Here is a 22,699-nt window from a genome sequence, read left to right on the forward strand (position 1 = left end):
GCCAAGGATTTGTTTTTTAAGGAGGCAAAAGCGTGACACGGGGCCTGCGCCTGATTCGCGACGGCGTGATTGCTTTTGCCCTGCTGGCGCTCGTCGCGCTGATCGCCGCCAAGCTCAACGATGCGGCAAAAATCGAGCATGCGGGCGCCTTCCATGCTGCCGACGGCGACAGCCTGGTATTGGGAGACGAACGTTTGCGCCTCGAAGGCATCGATGCGCCGGAACTCAACCAGAGCTGCGAGCGGGCGGGGAAGGGCTGGGCCTGCGGGCGGGCGGCGCGCGAGGCGCTGCAGGACATGGTGCTGGCATCGGGAACGCTTTGTCAGGGCAGCCGGCACGACCGCTACGAAAGGCTGCTCGTCGTCTGCCGGAGCGGGGCGGGCGGCGACATCAATGCCGCCATGGTGCGCCGGGGCATGGCCATCTCCTATGGCGATTATGGCAAGGAGGAGGCCGAGGCGAAGGCTGAGAAGGCCGGTCTCTGGGCCGGGACTTTCGAGCGGCCGCGCGATGTGCGCGATCATGCGCGCCAGAGTTCCGGCTTCGATGGCGCCCTGCGCTTCATCGGGCAGGTCGTCGGATGGGAGTAAACCATGAGCGACGAAGCCATGCTGGAGACGCTGCGACGGGAGATCGCCTGCTGTCGCATCTGTCGCGACGCACCGGCGAACGGCCTCGAATACCGGCTGCCGCACGAGCCGCGGCCGGTGGCGGTGATCTCGTCGAGCGCGCGCATCCTGATCGCAGGGCAGGCGCCCGGGCTTCGGGTGCATGAGAGCGGCCTGCCGTTCGACGATGCATCGGGCGACCGGCTGCGATCATGGCTCGGCGTTGACAGGGCAAGCTTCTATGACCGCGACCGATTCGCCATCGTGCCGATGGGCTTCTGCTTTCCCGGCTATGATGACAAGGGCGCGGATCTGCCGCCGCGGCGCGAATGCGCGCCGTTCTGGCGGCAAAGAGTGATCTCGGCCATGCCGCAGATCGAACTGGTGCTGGTCATCGGCCAATATGCGCAGGCCTGGCATATGGCCGGCGAAAGACAGAACAATATGACCGAAACGGTGCGAGCGTGGCGCGACGGTCTTCTGTCCGACCGATCGCCGGCGATGCTGCCGCTGCCGCATCCGAGCTGGCGCAATAGCGGCTGGCTGAAGCGCAATCCCTGGTTCGAGAAAGAATTGCTCCCGGTCCTGCAGGAACGGTCGAAAATGCTGCTTTCCTGAAACAAGATTCTTTGCGTTGGGCGGAATCGAGTTATACAAAGAAAATAATTCGAAAGGACTGTTGTGCGCATGGATCGCCTCGACCGAAAAATACTGCGTCTTCTGCAAGAAGATTCGACGCTTGCCGTTGCCGATCTCGCCAAGAAAGTGGGTCTCTCGACGACGCCATGCTGGCGGCGCATCCAGAAGATGGAAGAAGACGGCGTCATCAAGCGCCGAGTCGCCATCCTCGATCCGGAGAAGGTCAACACAAAGGTCACCGTCTTCGTGTCGATTCGCACAGCCACCCATTCGATCGAATGGCTGCGCCGCTTTTCCGAGGTGGTCGCCGAATTCCCCGAAGTGGTCGAATTCTACCGGATGAGCGGCGATGTCGACTATCTCCTGCGAGTCGTCGTGCCCGATATCGCCGCCTATGACGCTTTTTATAAGCGGATGATCGCCAAGATCGAAATTCGCGACGTTTCCTCCGCCTTTGCGATGGAGCAGATCAAGTATTCGACGCAACTGCCGCTCGACTACATGATTCTCGACAATGCCAAGTCCAACGAGGATTGAGATCAAGCGTGCGGTCGTGACCGCACGCGACACTGCAAAGTCCAGCGGGGCCTCATACCAGGCGTGAGTCTGCGACCTCGGATATGCCCGTTGGAGGCGACTTGTGACATCTTGGCCGCACGTGGGAATGCCAGTTAGCAAGACCGAGTTTGGGGATGTGCGGTCCCCCGATTGAAAAAAGCCTCAAAAATAGCGAAAAAACGCTCAAATCGCCCCTAATTCCTGATAAAATGAATAGCCTGGTAAGGATTCCGGGGTTATGGTCGATGTAACCAGTGGGCGATGTGTCATAATTTTGTCTCATTGGTATCGAATTCAGGACACTATGTTCTAAACCGCCACCTTGTTTGTGCTTGTTAGCCGGCGGTAGAGTTTATGCGCTTCACCAACATGTTCGACGGGGGTCGGACGGTGGAGAATTTGACAAATGGGGTTTAGCGTTTGCGGCTTTGCGATGGAGGATTTCCGTCGCGGAGCCGTTTGGCGTATTTTTTCTGTAAATATTTGAAATTGTTGTATAAAAATCACGTTGTCGGGGAAAGTAGCCCGTGAGAACCCATCTGGCGTATATCGAGAATTGCTTGATAGGGCCTTGTATGTGATGACGGTTTGGCGGTTCGATCGATCCGCACGCCGAGATGGCTGTTCAAACTGGGCCGGCTTCAAATCGACTACCCGATCTGAAGCCAGCCCCGATCGACAAAGGAATGGATTGGTAAATGAACATCAGAATGGTTTTGCTTGCATCAGCAGCAGCATTTGCTGCATCGACGCCGGTTCTTGCAGCTGACGCTATCGTTGCTGCCGAGCCGGAACCGGTTGAATATGTTCGCGTCTGCGACGCTTACGGCACCGGCTACTTCTACATCCCGGGCACCGAAACCTGCCTCAAGATCGAAGGCTACATCCGTTTCCAGGTCAACGTTGGCGACCAGCCAGGTGGTGACAACGATTCTGATTGGGATGCAGTAACTCGCGGTCAGGTTCAGTTCACGGCCAAGAGCGACACCGAGTATGGTCCGCTGACCGGCGTCATCGTCATGCAGTTCAATGCTGACAATGCCACCGATCAGGACGCCATCCTCGACTCCGCTTACCTCGACGTCGCGGGCTTCCGCGCCGGTCTGTTCTACAGCTGGTGGGACGATGGTCTCTCTGGCGAAACCGACGACATCGGTTCGGTCGTAACGCTGCACAACTCCATCCGCTATCAGTATGAAAGCGGCACCTTCTACGCTGGCCTCAGCGTCGATGAACTGGAAGACGGCGTCTACAAGCTCGGTGAAGAAGCTAACAACGTTGGCGTTGCCTTCGGCGTTGGCGGCACTGCCGGTGTGTTCAGCTACCAGATCACCGGTGGCTATGACGTCGACAACGAAGACGGCGCTATCCGTGCAATGGGTACCGTTGAAATCGGTCCCGGTACGCTCGGCCTCGCCGGCGTATACTCCACTGGCCCGAACTCGTACTACTCCTCGGCTGAATGGGCTGTTGCTGCCGAATACGCTATCAAGGCAACCGACAAGCTCAAGATCACCCCGGCCGTTCAGTACTACGGCAACTACTTCGGCGGCGGCACTGTCGTTCCTGACGACTTCGACGGTCTCGGCGATGCATGGAAGGTCGGTCTGACGGTTGATTACCAGATCGTCGACAACTTCTACGCCAAGGCTTCGGTTCAGTACCTCGATCCGGATGATGGTGAAGACTCCACTTCGGGCTACTTCCGCCTGCAGCGTTCGTTCTAATCCACTTGGTGGAGGCTCCCGGTCTTCGGATCGGGAGCACTACAATCAGTTTCTGATCCGAGTGACCTCCGATCAGCTACGGGGACGGGTCCGGTCTTCCCTGCCGGACCGTCCTTGCAGTGTTTCTGGCGTACCGTCTTCAAGGCTGTCGATCACGATGCCTTCAGGTGAGCCGAACCGGTGCCGTGCGTATTGCACGTCGGCATCCTGTCAGCCTTGTTTCTAGAGGCACCCCGTTTTTCCATTTTTCCAACGAGCTGGATCCACCGATAGAATTGTCGTGCGGACGGCTGTTTGTCCGTTCTCTTATTCGGAATCGGCTTGTTTTGTCGCAACAGGTCGCGAAAAGAAAATCCAATGCCGACAATGTGATCACAGCTTTTTGGGAGAGAGGATACAACCCTTGCTTGGGGCCGGCATTCATTGCTACTCGCGGATAGCTTGTTCTTATGGACGATCTCAACGACTACTATTATTTCGCCGCCGTCGTCGCCAGCGGCGGTTTCGCTTCGGCAAGTCGCGATCTCAAAATACCACGTTCGAAACTCAGCAGGCGGGTCAGCCGGCTTGAGGAAGGGCTTGGCGCGAGGCTCATAGAACGCTCGACCCGCCACTTCCGGGTGACTGAAATCGGCCAAGCTTTCTACGAAAGATGCCAGACCATCCTGCAGGAAGCCGATCGTGCCAAATCGATTGTCAGCGAGGCTCAGTCCGACCCGCAAGGTGTGGTGCGGATGGGCTGCCCGCTCGGTCTCGTCGACATCTCGGTCGGGGGGATCCTGCCCGAATTCCTGGAACGTTATCCGAAGATCAAGCTGCAGATCATCGGCTCCGACCGGCGCGCCGATCTCATCAACGAACGGATCGACCTCGAGGTGAGGGCAACCAACGAGCCGGAGACGCAGACGAGCCTGACGATGCGCAAGCTCGACCGTATCAGGCGTATTCTGGTCGCAAGTCCGTCGCTCGTCGAGCGTACCGGCAACCTGAATTGCGTGGACGAACTCGCCGACCTGCCGACGCTGGCAATGACGTCATGGGTGTCGTTCCACACCTGGGAGCTGGTCGGTCCGAATGACGCCAAGCAGGTGATTCGACATCAGCCGCGGCTCACCTGCCGCAGTATGACCGCCATCCTCGACGCAGCCCGTGCCGGCCTCGGCTTCGGGCTTCTGCTCGAAAGTGCGTGCGAGGCGGATCTCCAGGCTGGCAAGCTGGTGCGGGTGCTGCCGGACTGGCAGTCAGAGGAGAGCCAGTTCTACATCGTCTTCACGACGGCCAAGGGCATGCCGCCGGCGGTGCGGGTCCTGATCGATTTCCTGGTCGAAAAATCCAAACAGCATTGACTCACAGCGCCAGGCATCTTTTCAAGCCGGCATCCCGCCTTATCTCAACCGTGCCAAAAGCTTTTCGCCGGCCAGTTCCCTGGCGGCATCCCTGCCGATCCAGCGGGCGGTTTTATCAGGGCTTTCTGCCAGGATCTTTGCAAGTGCCAGCGCCGGTGCATGGCAGGCGAGATTGCGCTTGCCGATGCTGCGCAGGGCCCAATTCACCGCTTTGCACACGAAGTTTCGCGGGTCGCCGGCATAGGCCTTGATCAGCGGCAACCAAGCGAGGAAGGTCGCATCAGGTTCCTTCTTCAAGTGAACCGCAGCACCGGCAATCATGGCGAAGGCTGTGCGCCTGATAAATTCACGCTCGTCGGCGGCGAAGTCTGAGATGAGCTCGTCCAGCCCCGCCTCGACGAAGAGATCGGCGGCGCAATCGACGATCTCCCAGGAGTTGAAATCATCGGCCCAATGTCGGGCTTCTTCCGTCGTCAACCGCTTCGGTTCGGCTGTGTAGAGAGCGAGCAGGCGGGCTTCGCGGATATCGCTTCGCCAGAGCTGCATTGCCCTGAGGTGATCCTTCTTCGCCAGTCTGGCGACCGCCCGGATATCGGGATTGGAGATGCCGAGGGCGCCGCCGGTAGCGATGCCGAAGCGCGCCATGCTGGGGACATTCTCCTCCGAACGCAGCGTTTCGAGATGCGCGATCAATTCTGCCGCATTGGAGGAGGGGCCGATCATTTCTCGAGGCGGGCGAGCAGCGAGGATGTGTCCCAGCGATTGCCGCCCATTGACTGCACGTCGCCGTAGAACTGATCGACGATGGCGGTGACCGGCAGTTTGGCGCCGTTGCGGCGGGCTTCGGTGAGCACGATGCCGAGATCCTTGCGCATCCAGTCGACCGCGAAGCCGAAGTCGTATTTGCCAGCGTTCATGGTTTTGTGGCGGTTTTCCATCTGCCAGGAACCGGCCGCACCCTTGGAAATCACCTCGACGACTTTTTCAATATCGAGGCCGGCGCGCTTGCCGAAATGCAGCGCTTCGGCAAGTCCTTGGACGAGACCGGCGATGCAGATCTGGTTGACCATCTTGGTCAGCTGGCCCGAGCCTGCCGGCCCCATCAGGCCAACCATGCGGGCATAGGCGTCGATGACAGGCCTGGCGCGTTCGAAGACGGCCTCGTCGCCGCCGCACATGACGGTCAGGATACCGTTTTCGGCGCCGGCCTGGCCGCCGGAGACGGGAGCGTCGATGAAGTCGACGCCTTTTTCCTTGGCCGCGGCATAAAGTTCGCGGGCGACCTCAGCGCTGGCGGTGGTGTTGTCGATCAGCACCGAACCGGGCTTCATGCCGTGTAAAGCGCCGTTCTCGCCCAATGTCACCGAGCGGAGATCTTCGTCATTGCCGACGCAGACGAAGACGAAATCGGCACCGGCGGCGGCCTCGGCCGGGGTGGGGGCGGCGTGGCCTGAAAATTTCTCGGCCCAGGCGGCGGCTTTTGCCGGCGTGCGGTTATAGACGGTGACATCGTGGCCGCCTTTCGTCTTCAAATGCCCCGCCATAGGGAAACCCATGACGCCGAGACCGATGAACGCGACTTTTGCCATATGTCCTATCCTTTTCCTCAAGTGCAGGCCCGAGGATTAACCGAAACGGCGGGAGCAGAAAAGCCCGTGAAGGCGGACTTCGTTCCGATTGACGCAGATGAGGCTGGCCGCCGTTCGGCCGAGCCCTAGATCGGGAGAAGGCAAAATGTTTCCGGGAGGTGACATGACGGAAATTCCGACGATCGAGCCGCGGCGCAAAGGCCGCAGCGGAATGCAGGCGATGCTCATTCCATCGCAGCAGATGGTCGCAGAGCAGATTCGATCGGCACCGGAAGGTGTCATCACCGAAGTAGGCACTCTCCGTCGCCGTCTCGCCGCTCAATACGGGGCGGACGCCTGTTGTCCGGTGACCGTGCAGCGGCATTTGCGTGCGATCGCCGAGTTGTCATTCGACGCGCTGGAGAAGGGCGAGCCGGTTTCGACAGTTACGCCCTATTGGCGCATGGTCGATCCCGCAAGCTTGCTTGCGAAGCGTCTTGCCGGCGGGCCCACCTTCATCCGTGAGCGCCTGGCCGCCGAAGGTCGGGAGTGAGGGACGCGCGAAAAAAATCCGCTTGAGGCCGATTTCCCGGCTGCAAAATTTCAGCAAAGGCCCATATGTTGCAAATAAATTTGTCGATATAAATTATAGATTTCATCATCATGAAGCTCGTAAACTGACAGGTCGTCCAGCCGAAGGCAGGCCCGACACCGTTCAAGAAGGGGATAGTCATGATTTCACGTCGACAAACGCTCGGGCTTTTTGGAGCTGCTGCGGCCACGGCAATCCTGCCGTCAGTCAGAGCGGCACGGGCTGCCGCCAGCGAGTTCCGTATCGGCTGGCAGAAGAACGGCGTGTTGGCGCTCGCCAAGCGGCGTGGCGCGCTTGAGAAGCGGCTCGCCGATCGCGGCGTTACCGTCAGCTGGTCGGAATTCACCTCCGGTCCGCCGCTTCTCGAAGCGCTGGGTGCCGGGGCTCTGGATTTCGGTGCGACCGGCGATGTGCCGCCGCTCTTTGCCCAGGCGGCCGGCGGGCAGCTCTATTATGTCGGTCTCTACAAGGGCAGCCCGGCAGCGTCGGCCATCCTCGTGCGCAAGGATTCGCCCATCAAGACGCTTGAAGATCTCGAGGGCAAAAAGGTTGCCTTCAAGCGCGGCTCCAGCGCGCATAACGTAACCGTCAAGATTCTGCGCCAGGCGGGGTTGAAGCCCGAAGATGTCGAGCAGCTAGACCTTTCCCCGCCGGATGCCGCGGCCGCCTTTAAGAATGGCAGCATCGACGCCTGGTCGATCTGGGATCCCTATCTGGCGATTGCAGAAGCCGATCCGGAGACGCGTATCCTGACGACCGCCGAAGGCATCGTCGACTCCTACAGTTTCTTCCTCGCCAATCGCGATTTCACCGATGCCAACGGGCAGGTGGTCGTCGATGTGATCGATGAGCTTGCCAAGGTCGGCACGTCGGCCCAGAGCAATATCGAGGAGACGGTGAAGGAGCTTTCCGAGATCACCGGCGTGCCGGTTGAGGTGACGCGCGTGACATTGACGCGAAAGGGTGCCGATCTCGGCAGCGTCTCGACCATCACCGATGCTGCAGCCGCCTATCAGCAGGCGCTCGCCGACGAGTTCCACGGGCTCGGCATCCTGCCGAAGAAGCTTACGACCGGCGATATCGTCTGGCGTCCCAAGGCAAGCTGATTTTCCGGCCGGGCCAAGATTTCCGCGAGGCGGCATGGAGAGGTCCCCATGCCGCCGAACCGGAAAAATATTCCCGAAAACGGATTAGAATAGCAAATTGATATTGTCGATCTAATTGGTGGTCTATGTCACTATCCTCATGATCGAGCAGACACCGAAAAGGCATCTACCTGCTGCCATCCGATCGACAGGGATATTTCAGATGCTCGCGCATAGACAGCCAGCCGGCCTTCTTGCCGCCACCGCCGCCACGAGGATCCTCCCAAGCATCTGTGCGGCGGCGGCGCTACGCAAGGCAGACAGAGAGCCATCTCGACCACGCGAGTTGATTTTCGAATTCCGCAGCTAAAGGACCGTCTTCCAATGACCACCATCTCTCATACTGGCCAATCCGAGCCCATCAATTTCCTCTGGTTCATCCCGACATCGGGGGACGGCACCTATCTCGGCTCCTCCGATCTTAACCGCGCGCCCGAGATCGGCTATCTCACGCAGATCGCCCAGGCCGTCGACCGGCTCGGCTATTCCGGCGTGCTGCTGCCGACCGGGGTTGCCTGCGAAGAATCCTTCGTGACAGCGGCAGCCCTTGCCGCCAAGACCGAGAAGCTGCAGTTCCTGGTGGCGATCCGTCCCGGCACGGCATCGCCTGCCTATTACGCGCGTCTGGCTACGACGCTCGACCGCATTTCCAACGGCCGCCTGTTGCTCAACATCGTCGTCGGCGGTAGCCCGGCGGAGCTTGCCGGCGATGGCATCCATCTCGAGCATGACGAGCGCTACGCCCATGCCGAAGAGTTCTTCACCGTGTTCGAGGAACTGCTGGAAAAGGGAACGGCAAGCTTCGACGGCAAATACATCAAGGCAACCAATGCGCGCCTCGGCTTTCCCTCGGTGCAAAACCCGCGTCCGCCGCTCTATTTCGGCGGCTCGTCGGATGCCGGCATCGACTTCTCCGTCGGACGCGTCGACAAATACCTGACCTGGGGCGAGCCGCCGGCACAGGTTGCGGAGAAGATTACCAAGGTGCGCAAGGCCGCCGGCGAGCGCGGCCGCGAGGTGAGCTTCGGCATCCGTCTGCACTTCATCGTGCGCGAAACCGACGAGGAGGCGTGGGAGGCGGCCGGGCGGCTGATCCGCCATCTCGACGACGAGACGATCCGCGAGGCGCAGGAGCGCTTCGTTCATGAGTCCGACTCGGTCGGCCAGAAGCGCATGGCCGCCCTTCACGGCGGCCGGCGCGACAAGCTCGAAGTCTCGCCGAACCTCTGGGCCGGCGTCGGCCTGGTGCGCGCCGGTGCGGGCACGGCGCTGGTCGGCTCGCCGAAGACGGTGGCCGCGCGCCTTCGCGAGTATCAGGAGATCGGCATCGATACGGTGATCGGCTCCGGTTATCCGCATCTCGAAGAGGCCTTTCGCGTCGCCGAGCTGCTTTTCCCCGAGCTCGGCATCACCCGAGAGCAGCAGCGCCTGGGTTTCAACAACGAGTTCGGCCGCAAGCAGGTCTTCGCAGGCGGAAGCCATGGCGGCAATCTGAAAGTCGTCTCCGGCTCCTGATCTCGAACGAAGACGCAGAGCATGACACCATCGCAAGCCGCTTACGGCTTGCGACATCCTGCTCCCGATAAGCGCGAGGACAATCCCATGTCGACTTTCGATACTCCATTCGTACGATCGGTCGCTTCCGAAAAAGCCGGGAAGGCGGGTCTGCGCCTGCCGCTGCCCGGCCTGGAGAAGCTGACGCCCTATCTGGTGCCGGTGGCGATCGTGGCGCTCTGGCAGCTTGCCTCCTCGGCCGGCTGGATCTCATCGCGCATCATGCCGTCGCCGGCCGATGTCGGCCTTGCCTTCTGGTCGACGATGGTTTCCGGCCAGTTGCCGAATGACGTGCTGGTGAGCGCCGGCCGCGCCTTTGCCGGTCTTCTCGTCGGCGGCTCGATCGGCTTCCTGCTCGGTATCGCCAATGGCGTATCGCGCATCTCCGAGCAGCTGACCGATACGACTCTGCAGATGCTACGCACCATCCCGCATCTGGCGATGATCCCTCTTGTCATCCTGTGGTTCGGGATCGGTGAGGAATCGAAGCTGTTTCTGACCTCGCTCGGCGTGCTCTTCCCGGTTTATCTCAACACCTATCACGGGGTGCGCAATGTCGATCGCGATCTGATCGAGATGGGCAAGGTCTATGGCATGGGCAACTGGACGCTTTTTCGCAAGGTGATCTTTCCAGGTGCGCTGCCATCGATCTTCGTCGGCCTCAGATATGCGCTCGGCATCATGTGGCTGACGCTGATCGTATCGGAATCGATCGCTGCATCGTCGGGCATCGGCCACATGGCCAACAATGCCCGCGAATTCATGATGACTGACGTCGTCGTGCTCGCCCTCGTCATTTATGCCGTGCTCGGCAAGCTTGCCGATGTCATCGCCCGGGTGCTGGAGAGGCGGCTGCTCGCCTGGAACCCGGTCTATCAGAAATAGGAGAGACGCCATGACATCGATCGCAGATGAGCGTTTTCACGCCGTCGCCGAAGAGCCAGCTTATGCGCGCGAAAGCGCGCCGGCAGTGGGCCGTAGTGCGCCCGCGGCGATCAGCCTGACGGGGCTTGAAAAGAGTTTTGGGGCCAACCGCGTGCTGCGCGGCATCAACCTGCATATTCCGGCCGGCCAGTTCGTCGCCGTGATCGGCAAGAGCGGCTGCGGCAAGAGCACGCTGCTTCGCATCCTGATGGGCCTCGACGAGCCGACTGCCGGCGAGCTGCATTTCGAAGATGCCGACGGCGCGCCGGCGAGCCCGAACGCGCGTATCGTCTTTCAGGAGCCGCGGCTGCTGCCCTGGCTCAGTGTCGCAGACAATGTCGTGGTCGGGCTCGGCGACGGCATCGACAGCCGGTCGGCGGTAAAGGCGGCCGATGCCGTGCTTGCCGAAGTCCAGCTTGGCGAAAAGACCGGGGAATGGCCGGCGCGGCTTTCCGGCGGGCAACGGCAGCGCGTGGCGCTGGCGCGGGCGCTGGTCAGCCGGCCAGGCGTGCTGGCGCTCGACGAACCGCTCGGTGCCCTCGATGCGCTAACGCGGATCAGCATGCAGGAGCTCATCAACCGTGTCTGGCGCGAACTCGGCTTCACCGCAGTGCTCGTCACTCATGATGTCAGCGAGGCGGTGCATCTCGCCGATCGGGTCATCGTGCTCGATGAGGGGCGGATCGCACTCGATCTTCCCATTCCGTATCCGCGTCCGCGCCGGCACGGCCATCCTGGCCTCGCCGAGCTGGAAGGCCGGCTGCTTGCCGCGATTCTCGGCACCGACGGCGGCCATTGATCCCAAGTCTATTCGCGACGCTACATGACCTCGGCATAGGCGAGGCGTGTTCGCGCGAGCATGCATGTCTAATGACGAAAATGTATAGCCTCTTGGGTATGTGAATTTCACTCACCTCTGCCACGCGCACTAGATGCCGCAATATTTTCTCGAGTTGTTTTACGTCCAGCTTGACTCACTCATACCTCCACGGCTATACGTTAATCCATAGCTAACGGGGTATGGATTGTAGATGTCGGACACCCAGGATGTGCTCTTCAGAACGCTCGCCGATCCGACCCGGAGGGCTCTTTTCGAACGGCTGTGCCGCGAAGGGGAGAAGACGGTCGGGGCTCTGACGGCTCGGGCCGGGGTCTCGCAACCGGTCGTCTCGAAACATCTCGGAATCCTGAAGCAGGCCGGATTGGTGCGTGATCGTCACGAAGGTCGCCAGACCCACTATAGTGCCCAGCTCGGTGCGCTGGCACCGCTGGTCGACTGGACAAGTGAGATGGCGGGCTTTTGGCAAAATCGGTTCGACCAGCTGGAAGATCTATTGAAAAGGATGGACCAATGACCGAAATTTCAAACGAAACCCGTTCCGTCATCGTCGAACGAGAGATCCCTTTTCCGCCGGAAAAGATCTGGCGCGCGCTCACGCAGCCGCATCTGATCGCTGACTGGCTGATGAAGAACGACTTCGTGCCGGTCGCGAATCACCGTTTCAAGCTGAGCGCGGATTGGGGCTCCGTCGATTGCCAGGTCCTGGAAGTCGAGCCGAACAAGACCCTGTCTTACACCTGGGCTGCCTATGATCTCGAAAGTGTCGTCACCTGGACTCTCACGCCCACGGGCGCGGGCACGCAGCTGCGCATGGAGCAGTCGGGCTTCCGGCCGGATCAGCGGCAGGCTTACGGGGGCGCCAAAAGTGGTTGGCAGCAGTTCTTCGCAAAGCTGGAGCAGGTGCTGACGCGGATAGAGTGAGAACGTTGCCAAAACGGATCACGCCATCCGCTTCGCTTGTTTTCGCAGGAGGTTCCCTTGAACTGGAATAACTGGCTTCGGCAGATCCACCGTTGGCTGTCCATTGCCTTTACGCTGGCCGTCATAATTAATATCATTGCGATGCTGCAAGAGAAATCGTCTGTCTGGGTGGGCCTCATGGCGCTGCTGCCGCTGACTTTGCTGCTGCTCACCGGTCTCTACTTGTTCGCGCTGCCATATGCCACCAGGTGGCGCGGCGCAGGACGCAGCGGAGGGTAGGAGTGAAGGCAATGTCCGGGAAGACATCCAAGACCGCGGCAAAGGTCACGAAGAAGACAGTCGCCAAGCCTGATACCGCGGAGCCGGTCCTTCTCTCGGGCGGCAACCCTCAGATCGCCAAGGGTTACGGCGACGCTCCCGTGCAAGCCTACATCGCCGCCATGCCCGGCTGGAAAAGCGACGTCGGGCATCGCCTCGATGCGCTCATCACGCGCACGGTGCCCGGGGTGTATAAGGCCGTGAAATGGAACTCGCCCCTCTACGGCATCGAAGGGCAGGGCTGGTTCCTCGGTGTCCATTGCTTCGCGAAATATATCAAGGTTGCTTTCTTCCGCGGCACGTCGCTCAGCCCCATCCCGCCCGGCGAGTCCAAACAAAAGGAAGTGCGTTACTTCCACATCCATGAGGAAGACCAACTCGACGAGGCTCAGTTCGCCGCCTGGGTCGAGCAGGCCAGCCAATTGCCCGGCGAACGAATGTGAACGGACACGAAGATTGAAAAAGTAGAGCGTCCTTTGTGCGTCCGAAAGGACACACGGCGCTCTAGGCCATCAGCACCTAAGGGATCGAGGGGGAGATATCGATGAAGAAAGCCACGGCAATCCTGAAGAAGAGCGGCTCCAGCGAAGAGAAGGACGGAGACTCTCCTTCTCGTTTGATCGATGCGAGAATCGAGGAGTTGAGCGATTGGCGCGGCGAGATGCTCGCCCGCGTCCGAACTCTCATCAGACAGGCCGAGCCCGACGTGGTCGAGGAATGGAAGTGGAGAGGCGTTCCGGTGTGGGAGCACGCCGGGATCATCTGCACCGGCGAGACCTACAAAAGCGTGGTGAAACTGACCTTCGCCAAAGGCGCCTCGCTGGAGGACCCTTCAGGCCTCTTCAACTCCAGCCTTGACGGCAATACCAGGCGCGCCATCGATTTTCATGAGGGCGACGAGATTGACGAGGAGGCGTTGAAGGCGCTCATTCGCGGTGCTGTCGCACTCAACACCTCAAAGCGGGCGGCCGGTCGTCCTGCCGGCTCGGGCAAGAAATCAAGCAGTGCTTGAGGCTTGGCTTATTTCGCCTGAAACGCGTCGCGTCAAACTTGATTCATGCGAGGCGATTTGGTTTTGCGTGACATGCGATCAGTGGATCGGGCTTTCCTCGCGCTCGAGGAAGAGTTCCAGATTGTCGAGACCGATCTCGGTGCCCTGGAGGCGGGCGCCGTTATCGGCGTAACCGTCGAGGAAGACCACCTGTTCGGTGAAGACCATCCTGGTGCCGCCGGGTTCGGCTTCGAAGGCAACGGTTGTGAGCGATGCGGAGATGCGGCTTTCCCCAAGCTTCATCTCATAGGCATAGACGATGCGGACATCGGGTACGATATCGATGTAATGGGCGTCATAGGCATGCAGGAGGCCGTCAGTATCGGCGACGTAGTTCCTTTCCGCGCCGCCGGGGCGGAAATCGAGCCCGTAGTCCAGCGGTACCCACTCGCCATGGCAGGCGAACCACTGCCGTTTGGATTCCGGTGTTGACCAGGCGCGGAAGACGCGGGAAATCGGCGCCTTGAGATGGCGTTCGATGACGAGAGTGGCGTGTTCGGCGGATCGTGTCGTCATTCGGGGAGGGTCTCCGTTTCATTGGCGAGAAAGTGGTCCAGCCTGTCGAAGGTGGCGGCCCAGCGGGTCTTCCTTTGTTCCACCCAACGCTCGACGGCGGCAAGTGCATCCTGCTGCAGGCGGTAAGTTCGCACCCGGCCGGATTTTTCGGAGAGCACGAGGCCGCTTTCCTCCAGCACCTGCAGATGTTTCATCACCGTCGGCAGGGCAACCGCAAGCGGCGCGGCCAGCTCGGTGACGGAGGCCGGGCCGCGACCGAGGCGATCGATCATGCCGCGGCGGCTGCGATCGGAAAGTGCATGGAACATACGGTCGAGATCCGCCTGGCCGTCCATCATTCCGCCGCATCCCGGAAGCGAGCCGGCAGTCTCTCTTTGTAGGGGTAGAACTTGAAATAGGGGCGGGCATCTTCCAGTGCCCTTGCAAAGGACGGGCGCGCCAGCAGTCGATCGTAGTAGCCGCGAAGGTTCGGCTGTTCCGATGAAAACGGAACCAGAGTCTCAGCATAGAAAAGGGCGGGGGCGGCGGCGCAATCGGCCATGGTGAAGCCGTCGCCTGATATCCATTGCTTGTCGGCGAGCTGCTTTTCGATCATCGCATAGGCGGTCGCGAGTGTTGCTTTGGCGGCTGCCACCTCCATTTCATCTGCCGTGCCCTCGGGGCGCCGACGATTGCTGACGATGGTCTGCATCGGTGCCTGGACATAGTGGTCGAAAAAGCGGTCCCAGAGGCGAACCTGCAGCGCCCGGTCGATCTCCGGCGGCAGCAGGCGAACGGGGCCGGGATAGTATTGCTCGAGATATTCGATGATGATCGATGTCTCGGGAATGGTGCTGTCGCGCGCCTCGTCCCGCAGCAGCGGCATCTTGCCGATCGGCCAGAAGCGAAAGAAATCGGCGCGCGAGCTCTCGTCGGAAAGATCGACGATGCGATTCTCGAAGGGAGTGTCGTTTTCGTAAAGCGCGATCAGCACTTTGTGGCAGAAAGAGGCGAGCGGATGCCCATAGAGCACGAGCGACATGCGGCGACCTTTCCTATCGTTGCGGTAAACTTTACCGATCGACTAACTATCAGGTCGTGACGCATTTTGCAACAGATACTTCGCCAACCGGGCAAGTATTCCGTCAGCCGATATATCAAGTGTTGGCGTCAGCATTATACCGGGCGATCACCAAATGGCCTGGTGTCGGCTGGCCGTCTTCCATGCGCACGTTGATATCCGATATCTCGACGAGTTCGAAACCGGTGGCCGTCAGGCGTTCTCTGACATAGGCGTCGGCATGGGCGAAGCGCTGGTGTGGGCCGACCATATAGGAGCGGCCGGCGAGTATTTCCTCGGGTAGGGTTTCCGAGGAGAAGATGAACAGGCCTCCCGGCGTCAGGTTCTCGGCGGCGCCGAAGAACAGCGGTTCGAGCGCGCCGAGATAGGGCAGCACGTCGGTGGCGGCGATGATGTCGAAGGCTTCCTCGTCGTTGTCGTCGAGGAAATCCTCGACCTCGGCAACGAAGAGCGTCTCGTAGAGATCCTTCTCATGGGCGATCTCGACCATCTTCTCCGATATATCGATGCCGGTCATATCAGCGCAGAGGTCGCGCAGCGCGCCGCCGGTGAGGCCCGTGCCGCAGCCGAGATCGAGCAGCCGCTTGAACGGTCCGAGCTTCAGCGCCTGCAGGCGCTGGCGCACCAGCATCGGCACGTGATAGCCGAGCTGCTCGACGAGCACATCCTCGAAAACCTCGGCATGCTGGTCGAACAAGGTCTCGACATAGGCGTCGGGCGCCTTGACCGGCGTTTCGCCGCGGCCCATCGCGGCAATGCGCACGGCCGCACCGCCGTGATCATCGGGATCGATCGCCAGGACTTCCTCATAGGCTGCAACGGCGGCGTCGACATCGCCGGCCTTTTCCAGCGCCAGCGCGCGGTTATAGGTCTCGCCAAGAGCTTCTTCGTCGATCTTCTTTGCCATCGCAGTCCATCGTCCTTTTGTTTCAGGCCGTCCTTTTGTTTCAGGCATGCGTCTAAGACGGCTTTCGATGTTTTGCAATGGCGCGATTGCGGGCGCAGAATGGCCGAAAAGAAGACCAAGGGAGGAGAGGCCATGAAAACGGAGCCAGAGAGGACATCATCGGCGAGGGAAGGAGAGGCCGGCCGGGCATTACTGCTACCTGCGACACCAAACGAGGTCACCAACACGCTCAGCCATTATTACCGTGGTGAACTCGGGCGGATGACGAGCTGGCGCGACCGCATCGACCGGACGTCCAACTGGGCGATCACCGTGGTCGCAGCACTCCTCTCGGTGTCGCTGTCGACGCCGAATTCGCATCACGGGGTGCTGCTGTTCGGGATGATGCTGGTGACACTGCTTCTGATGATCGAGGCGCGGCGCTACCGCTTCTTCGATATCTATCGCGCCCGCATTCGCCAGATCGAGCGCTGCTATTTCGCGCAAATCCTGGCGCCTGATGCCAATGCCGGCAGCGAATGGGCGGTTGTGGTCGCCAGCAGCCTGCGCAAGCCGCGCTTCCTGCTCAGCTATCAAGAGGCGATGCACCGCCGGCTCAAACGCAATTACGGCTGGATGTATTTCATCCTGTTGCTCGCCTGGTGCCTGAAGATCTCGACGCCGAAGCTGCAGACGGAGGGCATGCCGGCGCTGCAGGCGCAGTCATGGGACTATGTCATCGACAATGCGGTGCTCGGGCCGATTCCCGGCCTTGCGGTCATTGCCATCGTCGTCGCCTTCTATCTCGGCATGCTCGGTTTCGCGCTTCGCCGGGATCGCGACGAAGGCGAATTCGGCCATGGCGAGGCGCATGTCTGACGCGGTCAGAACATATCGCCCGAACCGTTCACACTTTTCGGCATCATGTTGCAGAGCCGATCAGTGCAGGATGAACTCGCCCTTCAGTGCCCGCCACTCGGTTGCCGAGATCAGTTTGCGGTGGATGTAGCGCACCGAATGCAGCGGCCCGTCCAGCTTCTCTTCCCAGAATTTTAGGAAACCGCGCATTTCGGGAAAATCAGGAGCGAGGTCGTAATCCTGCCAGACATAGGTCTGTAAGATCACCGGGTGGTCCGGCAGACGGTAGAGGATCTGGGCGGTCGTCAGACCATAGCCCTTCAGTTGTTTTTCCATGTCCTTGTGCATCGTATTCCGCTTCTTCTTGTTCCCACTCGCGCGCTTATTAGCGCTGCATGATATGGAAACATGCGAGTGGTTAACGGAAGCTTTACAGATACTTCGTAAAAGGACAATTTATTTTTAATATCAATGTCTTGGCAGCATCATCTCAAGAGTGCTGCCAAACTGGCTTTTGTTTGATGAATGCCGATATCCCAAAGCCGCGACACAGTTTTGGGCGTCATGTATCAGCGCTTGAGGTGCCGGGTCAGGCGGCGCTCGAACCAGGCCCAGAGATGGCGTAAGGCCTCTACGATGGTGAGGTAGAAGATCGCCGCCCAGAGATAGGTCTGGTAGTCGAAAGTGCGGGAGAAGGCGTAGCGGGTTTCGCCCATCAGGTCGAGCACGGTGATGATGGCGACGACCGCCGAGCCCTTGATCAAAAGGATGATCTCGTTGCCGTAAGGGCGAAGTGCGACGATGAAGGCCTGCGGCAGGATGATCTTGCGGAAGGCGATGCTGTTATGGATGCCAAGTGCCGCGGCGGCCTCGCGCTGGCCGTGCGGCACGCTTTCGATCGCGCCGCGCAGGATTTCCGCCTGGTAGGCCGCGGTATTGATGGTCATGGCAAAAAGGCCGCAATACCAGGCTTCGCGGAAGAACCACCAGATGCCGACGGCCTCAAGCTGCGGCCGGAATACGCCGAGGCCGTAATAGACCAGGAACAGCTGGGCAAGCAGTGGCGTGCCGCGGAAGAAATAGATGTAGCCGTAGGCCAGCGCATTCAGCACGCGATTGTTTGACATTCGCGCCACGGCAAGCGGCAGCGACAGGATGGCGCCGCAGATAACGGAAATGAAAACGAGGCTCAGCGTTATCCAGAGACCATGGAGGTAACGCGGCCCGTAGCGAATGAATTTTTCCGGATCCCAGCCATTGATGACGGAAATGACAAGAAGGGCCGCGAGCACAGCCCAGATGGCGACGAGAATATAGCCGGCCATGCGCGCCGGCGTCATCGGCTTTATCATCTCGCGGGGTGCTGGCTGCGGCGGGATCAGCGTTTCGGCGTAGCTCATCGACGGACCTCCGAACGCTTGGCCCAACGCTCGACATAGACGAGCAGAAAGGAGGAGAGGATGGCGAGCACCAGATAAAGACAGCAGGCCACACCGTAAAAGAAGAAGGGTTCCTTGGTCACGCGGACGGCAACACTTGTCTGGCGCAGAATATCGGCAAGGCTGATGATCGAGACGTAGGAGGTGTCCTTCAGGAGCACCATCCAGAGGTTCGTCAGGCCCGGCAGCGCGATGCGCACGAGTTGCGGCAGGATGATGAGGCGCAGCGTGCGGCCGCGATGCAGCCCAAGCGCGTCGCCCGCTTCATATTGACCCCTGGGAATGGCGTGGAAGGCCGAGAGCAGCACTTCCGAACAGTAGGCGGAGAAGACGACCGAAAGCGCGATGACGCCGGCGAGAAAGGCGTTGATCTCGATCGGCGGCCCGTCATAACCGACGAAGGCAAGCAGAGACTGGATCAACATCTGCATGCCGTAGTAAATGATGAAGAGCGTCAAAAGCTCCGGCAGGCCGCGGAAGATCGTCGTGTAGATGCCGGCCGCCAGCCGCAGCGACTTTTCCTCCGACTGCTGGCCGAGCGCCACCAGGAAGCCGATGGCGAGGCCGATCGGCAGGGTGACGATCGCCACCGAAACGGTGACCTGCAGGCCAAGCGCAATCTCGTCGCCCCAGCCGGTATCGCCACAGGCAAGAATCGTCGACTGACCTAACCAAGTGAAGATGCCAACGGGTCCGCACAGCGGATCGAAAATGTGCACAATCCAGCTCCAGAAGGAGCCCAGCGCGGAAAATAATCCGCCCATGCGAGAATTCCCCTCACGGCTTTTGCCGTTTTAATCTTGCTATCTTTGTCAAACAAAAATGGCGGAAGAGCAAGCCTTCCGCCATTACCTTCATCGGCGAGATAACGAATTTCTTATTCGCCGTAAACGTCGAAGTCGAAGTACTTGTCCTGGATCTTCTTGTATTCACCGCTGGCGCGGATCGCAGCGATCGCCGTGTTCAGCTTTTCCTTCAACGGGTCGCCCTTGCGGATGGCAATGCCTGCGCCGTTGCCGTTGATTTCCTTGTCGACCGGCAGGGTCGTCAGGATCTTGCAGCAGGCGCCGGCGTCGGACTTGACCCATTCGGAGAGAACGACGACGTCGTCGATGACGGCGTCGACACGGCCGCTGGCAACGTCGAGCTTGTATTCGTCAGCGGTCGGATAGAGCTTCAGTTCGGTGTCGGCGAGATGCTTCTCGGCATAGTTGGCGTGCGTGGTGGAGGTCTGCGCGCCGATCACCTTGCCCTTGAGGCCGGCGACGTCTGATATCGTCGAATCCTTCGGCACGGCAATGGCCGGCGGGGTGTTGTAGTATTTATTCGAGAAGTCGACGAGCTTCAGACGCTCCGGCGTGATCGACATGGAGGAAACGATCATGTCGAATTTCTTGGCATTCAGGGCCGGGATGATGCCGTCCCAGTCGGTGCTGACGAAGGTGCATTCGGCCTTCATTTCAGCGCAGAGCGCCTTGGTGATGTCGATGTCGAAGCCCTGGATCGTGCCGCTGGCATCGACGAATTCGAAGGGCGGATAGGTCGAATCGGTGCCGATCACGTATTTCTCGCCCTCGGCCATGGCCGAGCCGGCAAAGAGAGACATTGCCGCGATCGAGGCTGCCGCGAAGATACGGGTAGGGTTAAGCATGAGGATCCTCTCTGTTGGTAGCCGTCGCTCGTTTTTCTGTTGGGCTGACGGCTGCAGTTCAACGGTGTCGACACCGCCTTGTGGCGATAATCAGACTTTTTTTCATGGAATTGCAACAGAAATTCCCGCGCAATTGTGCGGTGCAAATAACAGGCGAGATGAACGAAAGCAGACTGCAACATTCACGGGAGGTTAATCCGGAGCTTTCTAGAACCGGAACAAATCGGTGGGTTGGCGCTTTGCCATTTCGCCGTTTCGCCTCATTGCGACGCTAGGGGCGGAACCAGGGCCTGGCGGCCTCAAGAAGCTCAAACAGGATCGAGGAAACCCGATGGGCAAGAAATCAAGTTTGTTTGCGAGCGCAGCCTTCCCGCTGCTATCCCTCTCGCTGGCGCTGCAGCCGGCATCGGCAATGGCCGCCGCGCGCGGCGCCGCAACCGAGACTGCAGCCGTGCGGCAGATTGAACAGGGCAGCTTCGAAGTGGCGCAGGACGCGCCCTCCGAGGAGGAGCTCTTAAAGAAGAAGCGCAAGCAGAAGGAGGAAGCACCGGCTGAACAGGCGCCGGCCGCCGAGCAGCCGAAGGAGGCGCCCGCCGAGAAGCCGAAGGCCGAGCGGAAGGAGGCGCCTGCGCCCGAACCCAAGGCAGAGCCGGAACCGCCGAAGGCCGAAGCGCCGAGGGAGGAGCCTGCGCCCGAAAGCAAACCGCAGCGGAAAGCCAAGCAGGCAGCTCAGCCGGAAGCCGAGCCGCAGCAGGAAGAGCAACCCGTAACGCAGGAAAAGCCGAGAAAGCCGAAGAAGCAGGAGACGCAGCAAGCCGAGCCTGAGGCGCAGCCGGCGCCCGAGCAGCAGCCTGCCGCCAAGGAAACTCAGCCGGAGACGAAACAGGCCCAACCCGAGGCCAAGCCTGAAGGCGGTAAGCGGGAAAAAGGGCAGGATAAGGCCGAGGGCCGAGACAAGGGCAAGACTAAGACCGAAACTGCCGCTCCCGAGGCAGTGTCGCCAGCTGAGGAACAGGCAAAGCCCGAAGTGAAGCCGGAGGCAAAACCCGCTGCCGAAGCGCCTGCCAAGAAGCCGACAAAGGGCGAGGCTGCAGCACCCACAGAGAAGCCAACCGAAGACAAGGCGGCCGCTCCCGAAGCCGCGCCCGCCGAAACGCCCAAGGATGGCACGGCTGCAAAGCCTGCCGCCAAACAGCCCACCGGCGAGCAGCCCGCCGGCGGACAGCCGGCTGCGCCCGCCACCGACACCGCCCAGCCGCTACCGGATGCCAGCAGTGGTCAGCAGGTGGAGCAGGCCATTCCGGCGCCGGAAAAGGTTTCGCCCGAGGAGCTGGAGCGCCGCAAGAAGATCGCCGCAGATCCGGCCAAGAGCAACGAGACCGTCGTGCTGCCGGTCGAAAACGGTGCAGCCGTGCTCGACAGCGACAAGGATGCCGACCGCAGCAAGGGGCGGGAAGGTCGCCGTGACCGTGACAAGCTGCGCGCCGAGAGCCAGGAAGTGAAGGTGCCGACCTCGGACGCCGATGCGCAGGCCGCTGCCACCGCTGCGGCACCGGCGATCAAGCTCGAGGCAGTGACCAGCGAGAAAGGCACGAGGCTCGATACCCGGCCGCAATTCGTCCGACCTGAGGGCGCGCGCATCGACGACCGCACCGACGACAGCCGCGTGATCATTCAGTACAACAATCAAGTGATCGTGCGCAGCGACGACGACAGGCGGTTTCTGCGCGACGGCGAACGGCCAAGCTATGAGCAACTGTCGGGCGATCGTTATCGCGAGACGATCGCGCGGCCGGAGGGCTATCGCATCGTCACGATCCGCAACCGCTACGGCGATATCATCCAGCGGTCGCGCGTCGATGCCCGCGGGCGCGAATACGTACTCTACTACTCGCCCGATCTCTACGAGGACCCTGATCGCGACTACTTCGAAGATCCGGGCGCCGATCTGCCGCCGATGCGGCTGCGCGTGCCGCTCAACGACTATATCATCGACACCAGCAGCGATCCGGACCGGGATTATTACGAGTTCCTCAGAGAGCCGCCCGTCGAGCAGGTAGAGCGTGTCTATTCGCTTGACGAGGTGAAGTATTCCGCCCGTATTCGCGACAAGGTACGCCGCATCGACCTCGACACGATCACCTTCGCGACCGGCAGCGCCGAGATCCCGATGACCCAGGCGCGCACCTTGCGCAAGGTCGCCGACGCGATCGGCCAGGTGCTCGAGAAGGATCCGAGCGAAACCTTCCTGATCGAGGGTCATACGGATGCTGTCGGCTCAGACCAGAGCAACCTGATCCTCTCCGACCAGCGGGCGGAGTCGGTCGCCAACGTGCTCTCCGATGTCTACGGCATCGCGCCGGAAAACCTGGCGACGCAGGGTTATGGCGAGCGCTACCTGAAGGTTAGCACATCAGAGCCAGAACAGGAAAACCGCCGCGTCACCATCCGCCGCGTTACGGCACTGGTCCGCCCGGTCGCTGCCAACAAGTGATGA

27 protein-coding genes are annotated in these 22,699 nt (G+C 60.6%); 17 read left to right on the forward strand and 10 right to left on the reverse strand.

Translation table 11 applies throughout. The annotated features are described in order from the left end of the window. Positions 1-32: 32 nt before the first annotated feature. From HFO71_RS05235 to HFO71_RS05255, 5 genes are all read left to right on the forward strand, one after another. Complete coding sequence (locus HFO71_RS05235) at positions 33-590, forward strand: thermonuclease family protein (RefSeq protein ID WP_206989729.1); 558 nt, start codon at positions 33-35, stop codon at positions 588-590. 3 nt (positions 591-593) lie between these two features. Beyond that, complete coding sequence (locus tag HFO71_RS05240; RefSeq protein ID WP_221987593.1) at positions 594-1,226, forward strand: uracil-DNA glycosylase family protein; 633 nt, start codon at positions 594-596, stop codon at positions 1,224-1,226. 69 nt (positions 1,227-1,295) lie between these two features. Beyond that, positions 1,296-1,784, forward strand: a complete 489-nt coding sequence (locus HFO71_RS05245; RefSeq protein ID WP_003540387.1) for an Lrp/AsnC family transcriptional regulator — start codon at positions 1,296-1,298, stop codon at positions 1,782-1,784. A gap of 719 nt (positions 1,785-2,503) precedes the next feature. After that, a complete protein-coding gene (locus HFO71_RS05250) occupies positions 2,504-3,532 on the forward strand; it encodes a porin (RefSeq protein WP_077978388.1) in 1,029 nt (342 codons plus the stop codon). A 449-nt stretch (positions 3,533-3,981) separates the two neighbouring features. Continuing rightward, entirely contained in the window at positions 3,982-4,878 is an 897-nt protein-coding gene (locus HFO71_RS05255; protein WP_168284448.1) for a LysR substrate-binding domain-containing protein, read from the forward strand. A gap of 39 nt (positions 4,879-4,917) precedes the next feature. Here the strand turns inward: HFO71_RS05255 and HFO71_RS05260 are convergent, their stop codons facing one another. After that, a complete protein-coding gene (locus HFO71_RS05260; protein ID WP_168284447.1) occupies positions 4,918-5,601 on the reverse strand; it encodes a DNA alkylation repair protein in 684 nt (227 codons plus the stop codon). Continuing rightward, complete coding sequence (locus HFO71_RS05265) at positions 5,598-6,467, reverse strand: NAD(P)-dependent oxidoreductase (protein WP_168284446.1); 870 nt, start codon at positions 6,465-6,467, stop codon at positions 5,598-5,600. Before HFO71_RS05265 ends, HFO71_RS05260 begins: the two co-directional genes overlap by 4 nt. Positions 6,468-6,630: 163 nt before the next feature. On the opposite strand from HFO71_RS05265, the gene HFO71_RS05270 reads away from it, so the two are divergent. The 10 genes from HFO71_RS05270 to HFO71_RS05315 all read left to right on the forward strand — a co-directional run bounded on the left by HFO71_RS05270 (position 6,631) and on the right by HFO71_RS05315 (position 13,753). Next, complete coding sequence (locus HFO71_RS05270) at positions 6,631-6,999, forward strand: hypothetical protein (RefSeq protein ID WP_168284445.1); 369 nt, start codon at positions 6,631-6,633, stop codon at positions 6,997-6,999. Between the two features lie 179 nt (positions 7,000-7,178). Continuing rightward, the gene (locus HFO71_RS05275) at positions 7,179-8,144 is read left to right on the forward strand and encodes an aliphatic sulfonate ABC transporter substrate-binding protein (RefSeq protein ID WP_168284444.1); all 966 of its coding nucleotides are present in this window, start codon (positions 7,179-7,181) and stop codon (positions 8,142-8,144) included. Between the two features lie 363 nt (positions 8,145-8,507). Further along, positions 8,508-9,698 (forward strand): FMNH2-dependent alkanesulfonate monooxygenase, encoded by a 1,191-nt coding sequence (ssuD, locus tag HFO71_RS05280; protein WP_221987594.1) that lies wholly within the window; start codon positions 8,508-8,510, stop codon positions 9,696-9,698. A gap of 87 nt (positions 9,699-9,785) precedes the next feature. Next, on the forward strand, positions 9,786-10,622 hold the full coding sequence (gene ssuC, locus HFO71_RS05285) for an aliphatic sulfonate ABC transporter permease SsuC (RefSeq protein ID WP_221987595.1): 837 nt from the start codon (positions 9,786-9,788) through the stop codon (positions 10,620-10,622). Between the two features lie 10 nt (positions 10,623-10,632). Next, positions 10,633-11,460, forward strand: coding sequence for an ABC transporter ATP-binding protein (locus tag HFO71_RS05290; RefSeq protein WP_221987596.1), 828 nt, complete (start codon positions 10,633-10,635; stop codon positions 11,458-11,460). 232 nt (positions 11,461-11,692) lie between these two features. Then, positions 11,693-12,016, forward strand: a complete 324-nt coding sequence (locus HFO71_RS05295) for an ArsR/SmtB family transcription factor (RefSeq protein ID WP_003540367.1) — start codon at positions 11,693-11,695, stop codon at positions 12,014-12,016. Beyond that, positions 12,013-12,423 (forward strand): SRPBCC family protein, encoded by a 411-nt coding sequence (locus HFO71_RS05300; RefSeq protein WP_132609123.1) that lies wholly within the window; start codon positions 12,013-12,015, stop codon positions 12,421-12,423. Before HFO71_RS05295 ends, HFO71_RS05300 begins: the two co-directional genes overlap by 4 nt. Before the next feature lie 57 nt (positions 12,424-12,480). Beyond that, complete coding sequence (locus tag HFO71_RS05305) at positions 12,481-12,702, forward strand: hypothetical protein (RefSeq protein ID WP_131664969.1); 222 nt, start codon at positions 12,481-12,483, stop codon at positions 12,700-12,702. Between the two features lie 11 nt (positions 12,703-12,713). Next, complete coding sequence (locus HFO71_RS05310; protein WP_168284452.1) at positions 12,714-13,184, forward strand: DUF1801 domain-containing protein; 471 nt, start codon at positions 12,714-12,716, stop codon at positions 13,182-13,184. A 101-nt stretch (positions 13,185-13,285) separates the two neighbouring features. After that, positions 13,286-13,753 (forward strand): DUF1801 domain-containing protein, encoded by a 468-nt coding sequence (locus tag HFO71_RS05315; RefSeq protein WP_168284440.1) that lies wholly within the window; start codon positions 13,286-13,288, stop codon positions 13,751-13,753. A gap of 78 nt (positions 13,754-13,831) precedes the next feature. Here HFO71_RS05315 and HFO71_RS05320 read toward each other — a convergent pair whose 3' ends face one another. The 4 genes from HFO71_RS05320 to HFO71_RS05335 form a co-directional block, all read right to left on the reverse strand. Continuing rightward, complete coding sequence (locus tag HFO71_RS05320) at positions 13,832-14,308, reverse strand: SRPBCC family protein (RefSeq protein ID WP_131664973.1); 477 nt, start codon at positions 14,306-14,308, stop codon at positions 13,832-13,834. Next, positions 14,305-14,646, reverse strand: a complete 342-nt coding sequence (locus tag HFO71_RS05325) for an ArsR/SmtB family transcription factor (protein ID WP_131664975.1) — start codon at positions 14,644-14,646, stop codon at positions 14,305-14,307. The genes HFO71_RS05320 and HFO71_RS05325 overlap by 4 nt, the downstream gene beginning before the upstream one ends. Continuing rightward, complete coding sequence (locus HFO71_RS05330; RefSeq protein WP_131664977.1) at positions 14,643-15,329, reverse strand: glutathione S-transferase family protein; 687 nt, start codon at positions 15,327-15,329, stop codon at positions 14,643-14,645. The genes HFO71_RS05325 and HFO71_RS05330 overlap by 4 nt, the downstream gene beginning before the upstream one ends. Positions 15,330-15,444: 115 nt before the next feature. Further along, positions 15,445-16,275, reverse strand: a complete 831-nt coding sequence (locus HFO71_RS05335) for a class I SAM-dependent DNA methyltransferase (protein ID WP_131664978.1) — start codon at positions 16,273-16,275, stop codon at positions 15,445-15,447. A gap of 132 nt (positions 16,276-16,407) precedes the next feature. Here HFO71_RS05335 and HFO71_RS05340 point away from each other — a divergent pair, with 132 nt between their 5' ends. Further along, a complete protein-coding gene (locus HFO71_RS05340) occupies positions 16,408-17,133 on the forward strand; it encodes a DUF2270 domain-containing protein (protein WP_131664979.1) in 726 nt (241 codons plus the stop codon). Between the two features lie 60 nt (positions 17,134-17,193). On the opposite strand, the gene HFO71_RS05345 is transcribed toward HFO71_RS05340, so the two are convergent. From HFO71_RS05345 to HFO71_RS05360, 4 genes are all read right to left on the reverse strand, one after another. After that, complete coding sequence (locus tag HFO71_RS05345) at positions 17,194-17,460, reverse strand: usg protein (protein WP_003540344.1); 267 nt, start codon at positions 17,458-17,460, stop codon at positions 17,194-17,196. A gap of 221 nt (positions 17,461-17,681) precedes the next feature. Then, entirely contained in the window at positions 17,682-18,512 is an 831-nt protein-coding gene (locus HFO71_RS05350; RefSeq protein WP_131664980.1) for an ABC transporter permease, read from the reverse strand. Further along, positions 18,509-19,315: an ABC transporter permease gene (locus tag HFO71_RS05355; protein WP_017960769.1), complete on the reverse strand. Its 807-nt coding sequence runs from the start codon at positions 19,313-19,315 to the stop codon at positions 18,509-18,511. The genes HFO71_RS05350 and HFO71_RS05355 overlap by 4 nt, the downstream gene beginning before the upstream one ends. A gap of 113 nt (positions 19,316-19,428) precedes the next feature. Continuing rightward, positions 19,429-20,202 (reverse strand): transporter substrate-binding domain-containing protein, encoded by a 774-nt coding sequence (locus HFO71_RS05360; RefSeq protein ID WP_077978374.1) that lies wholly within the window; start codon positions 20,200-20,202, stop codon positions 19,429-19,431. Between the two features lie 331 nt (positions 20,203-20,533). On the opposite strand from HFO71_RS05360, the gene HFO71_RS05365 reads away from it, so the two are divergent. Further along, complete coding sequence (locus HFO71_RS05365) at positions 20,534-22,696, forward strand: OmpA family protein (RefSeq protein WP_221987597.1); 2,163 nt, start codon at positions 20,534-20,536, stop codon at positions 22,694-22,696. Positions 22,697-22,699 lie beyond the last annotated feature (3 nt).

It is taken from the genome of Rhizobium laguerreae, from assembly GCF_019778565.1.
Lineage (GTDB): Bacteria > Pseudomonadota > Alphaproteobacteria > Rhizobiales > Rhizobiaceae > Rhizobium > Rhizobium laguerreae.

Excerpts from the sequence above, each read along its gene's own strand:
- HFO71_RS05300 (WP_132609123.1), top strand. The coding sequence starts at position 12,013 with ATGACCGAAATTTCAAACGAAACCCGTTCCGTCATCGTCGAACGAGAG.
- HFO71_RS05355 (WP_017960769.1), bottom strand. The coding sequence starts at position 19,315 with ATGGGCGGATTATTTTCCGCGCTGGGCTCCTTCTGGAGCTGGATTGTG.
- ssuD (WP_221987594.1), top strand. The coding sequence starts at position 8,508 with ATGACCACCATCTCTCATACTGGCCAATCCGAGCCCATCAATTTCCTC.
- HFO71_RS05345 (WP_003540344.1), bottom strand. The coding sequence starts at position 17,460 with ATGCACAAGGACATGGAAAAACAACTGAAGGGCTATGGTCTGACGACC.
- HFO71_RS05365 (WP_221987597.1), top strand. The coding sequence starts at position 20,534 with ATGGGCAAGAAATCAAGTTTGTTTGCGAGCGCAGCCTTCCCGCTGCTA.
- HFO71_RS05340 (WP_131664979.1), top strand. The coding sequence starts at position 16,408 with ATGAAAACGGAGCCAGAGAGGACATCATCGGCGAGGGAAGGAGAGGCC.
- HFO71_RS05360 (WP_077978374.1), bottom strand. The coding sequence starts at position 20,202 with ATGCTTAACCCTACCCGTATCTTCGCGGCAGCCTCGATCGCGGCAATG.
- HFO71_RS05310 (WP_168284452.1), top strand. The coding sequence starts at position 12,714 with ATGTCCGGGAAGACATCCAAGACCGCGGCAAAGGTCACGAAGAAGACA.
- HFO71_RS05290 (WP_221987596.1), top strand. The coding sequence starts at position 10,633 with ATGACATCGATCGCAGATGAGCGTTTTCACGCCGTCGCCGAAGAGCCA.
- HFO71_RS05350 (WP_131664980.1), bottom strand. The coding sequence starts at position 18,512 with ATGAGCTACGCCGAAACGCTGATCCCGCCGCAGCCAGCACCCCGCGAG.
- HFO71_RS05275 (WP_168284444.1), top strand. The coding sequence starts at position 7,179 with ATGATTTCACGTCGACAAACGCTCGGGCTTTTTGGAGCTGCTGCGGCC.
- HFO71_RS05325 (WP_131664975.1), bottom strand. The coding sequence starts at position 14,646 with ATGATGGACGGCCAGGCGGATCTCGACCGTATGTTCCATGCACTTTCC.
- HFO71_RS05240 (WP_221987593.1), top strand. The coding sequence starts at position 594 with ATGAGCGACGAAGCCATGCTGGAGACGCTGCGACGGGAGATCGCCTGC.
- HFO71_RS05330 (WP_131664977.1), bottom strand. The coding sequence starts at position 15,329 with ATGTCGCTCGTGCTCTATGGGCATCCGCTCGCCTCTTTCTGCCACAAA.
- HFO71_RS05250 (WP_077978388.1), top strand. The coding sequence starts at position 2,504 with ATGAACATCAGAATGGTTTTGCTTGCATCAGCAGCAGCATTTGCTGCA.
- HFO71_RS05295 (WP_003540367.1), top strand. The coding sequence starts at position 11,693 with ATGTCGGACACCCAGGATGTGCTCTTCAGAACGCTCGCCGATCCGACC.
- HFO71_RS05255 (WP_168284448.1), top strand. The coding sequence starts at position 3,982 with ATGGACGATCTCAACGACTACTATTATTTCGCCGCCGTCGTCGCCAGC.
- HFO71_RS05335 (WP_131664978.1), bottom strand. The coding sequence starts at position 16,275 with ATGGCAAAGAAGATCGACGAAGAAGCTCTTGGCGAGACCTATAACCGC.
- HFO71_RS05265 (WP_168284446.1), bottom strand. The coding sequence starts at position 6,467 with ATGGCAAAAGTCGCGTTCATCGGTCTCGGCGTCATGGGTTTCCCTATG.
- HFO71_RS05270 (WP_168284445.1), top strand. The coding sequence starts at position 6,631 with ATGACGGAAATTCCGACGATCGAGCCGCGGCGCAAAGGCCGCAGCGGA.
- ssuC (WP_221987595.1), top strand. The coding sequence starts at position 9,786 with ATGTCGACTTTCGATACTCCATTCGTACGATCGGTCGCTTCCGAAAAA.
- HFO71_RS05245 (WP_003540387.1), top strand. The coding sequence starts at position 1,296 with ATGGATCGCCTCGACCGAAAAATACTGCGTCTTCTGCAAGAAGATTCG.
- HFO71_RS05320 (WP_131664973.1), bottom strand. The coding sequence starts at position 14,308 with ATGACGACACGATCCGCCGAACACGCCACTCTCGTCATCGAACGCCAT.
- HFO71_RS05260 (WP_168284447.1), bottom strand. The coding sequence starts at position 5,601 with ATGATCGGCCCCTCCTCCAATGCGGCAGAATTGATCGCGCATCTCGAA.
- HFO71_RS05315 (WP_168284440.1), top strand. The coding sequence starts at position 13,286 with ATGAAGAAAGCCACGGCAATCCTGAAGAAGAGCGGCTCCAGCGAAGAG.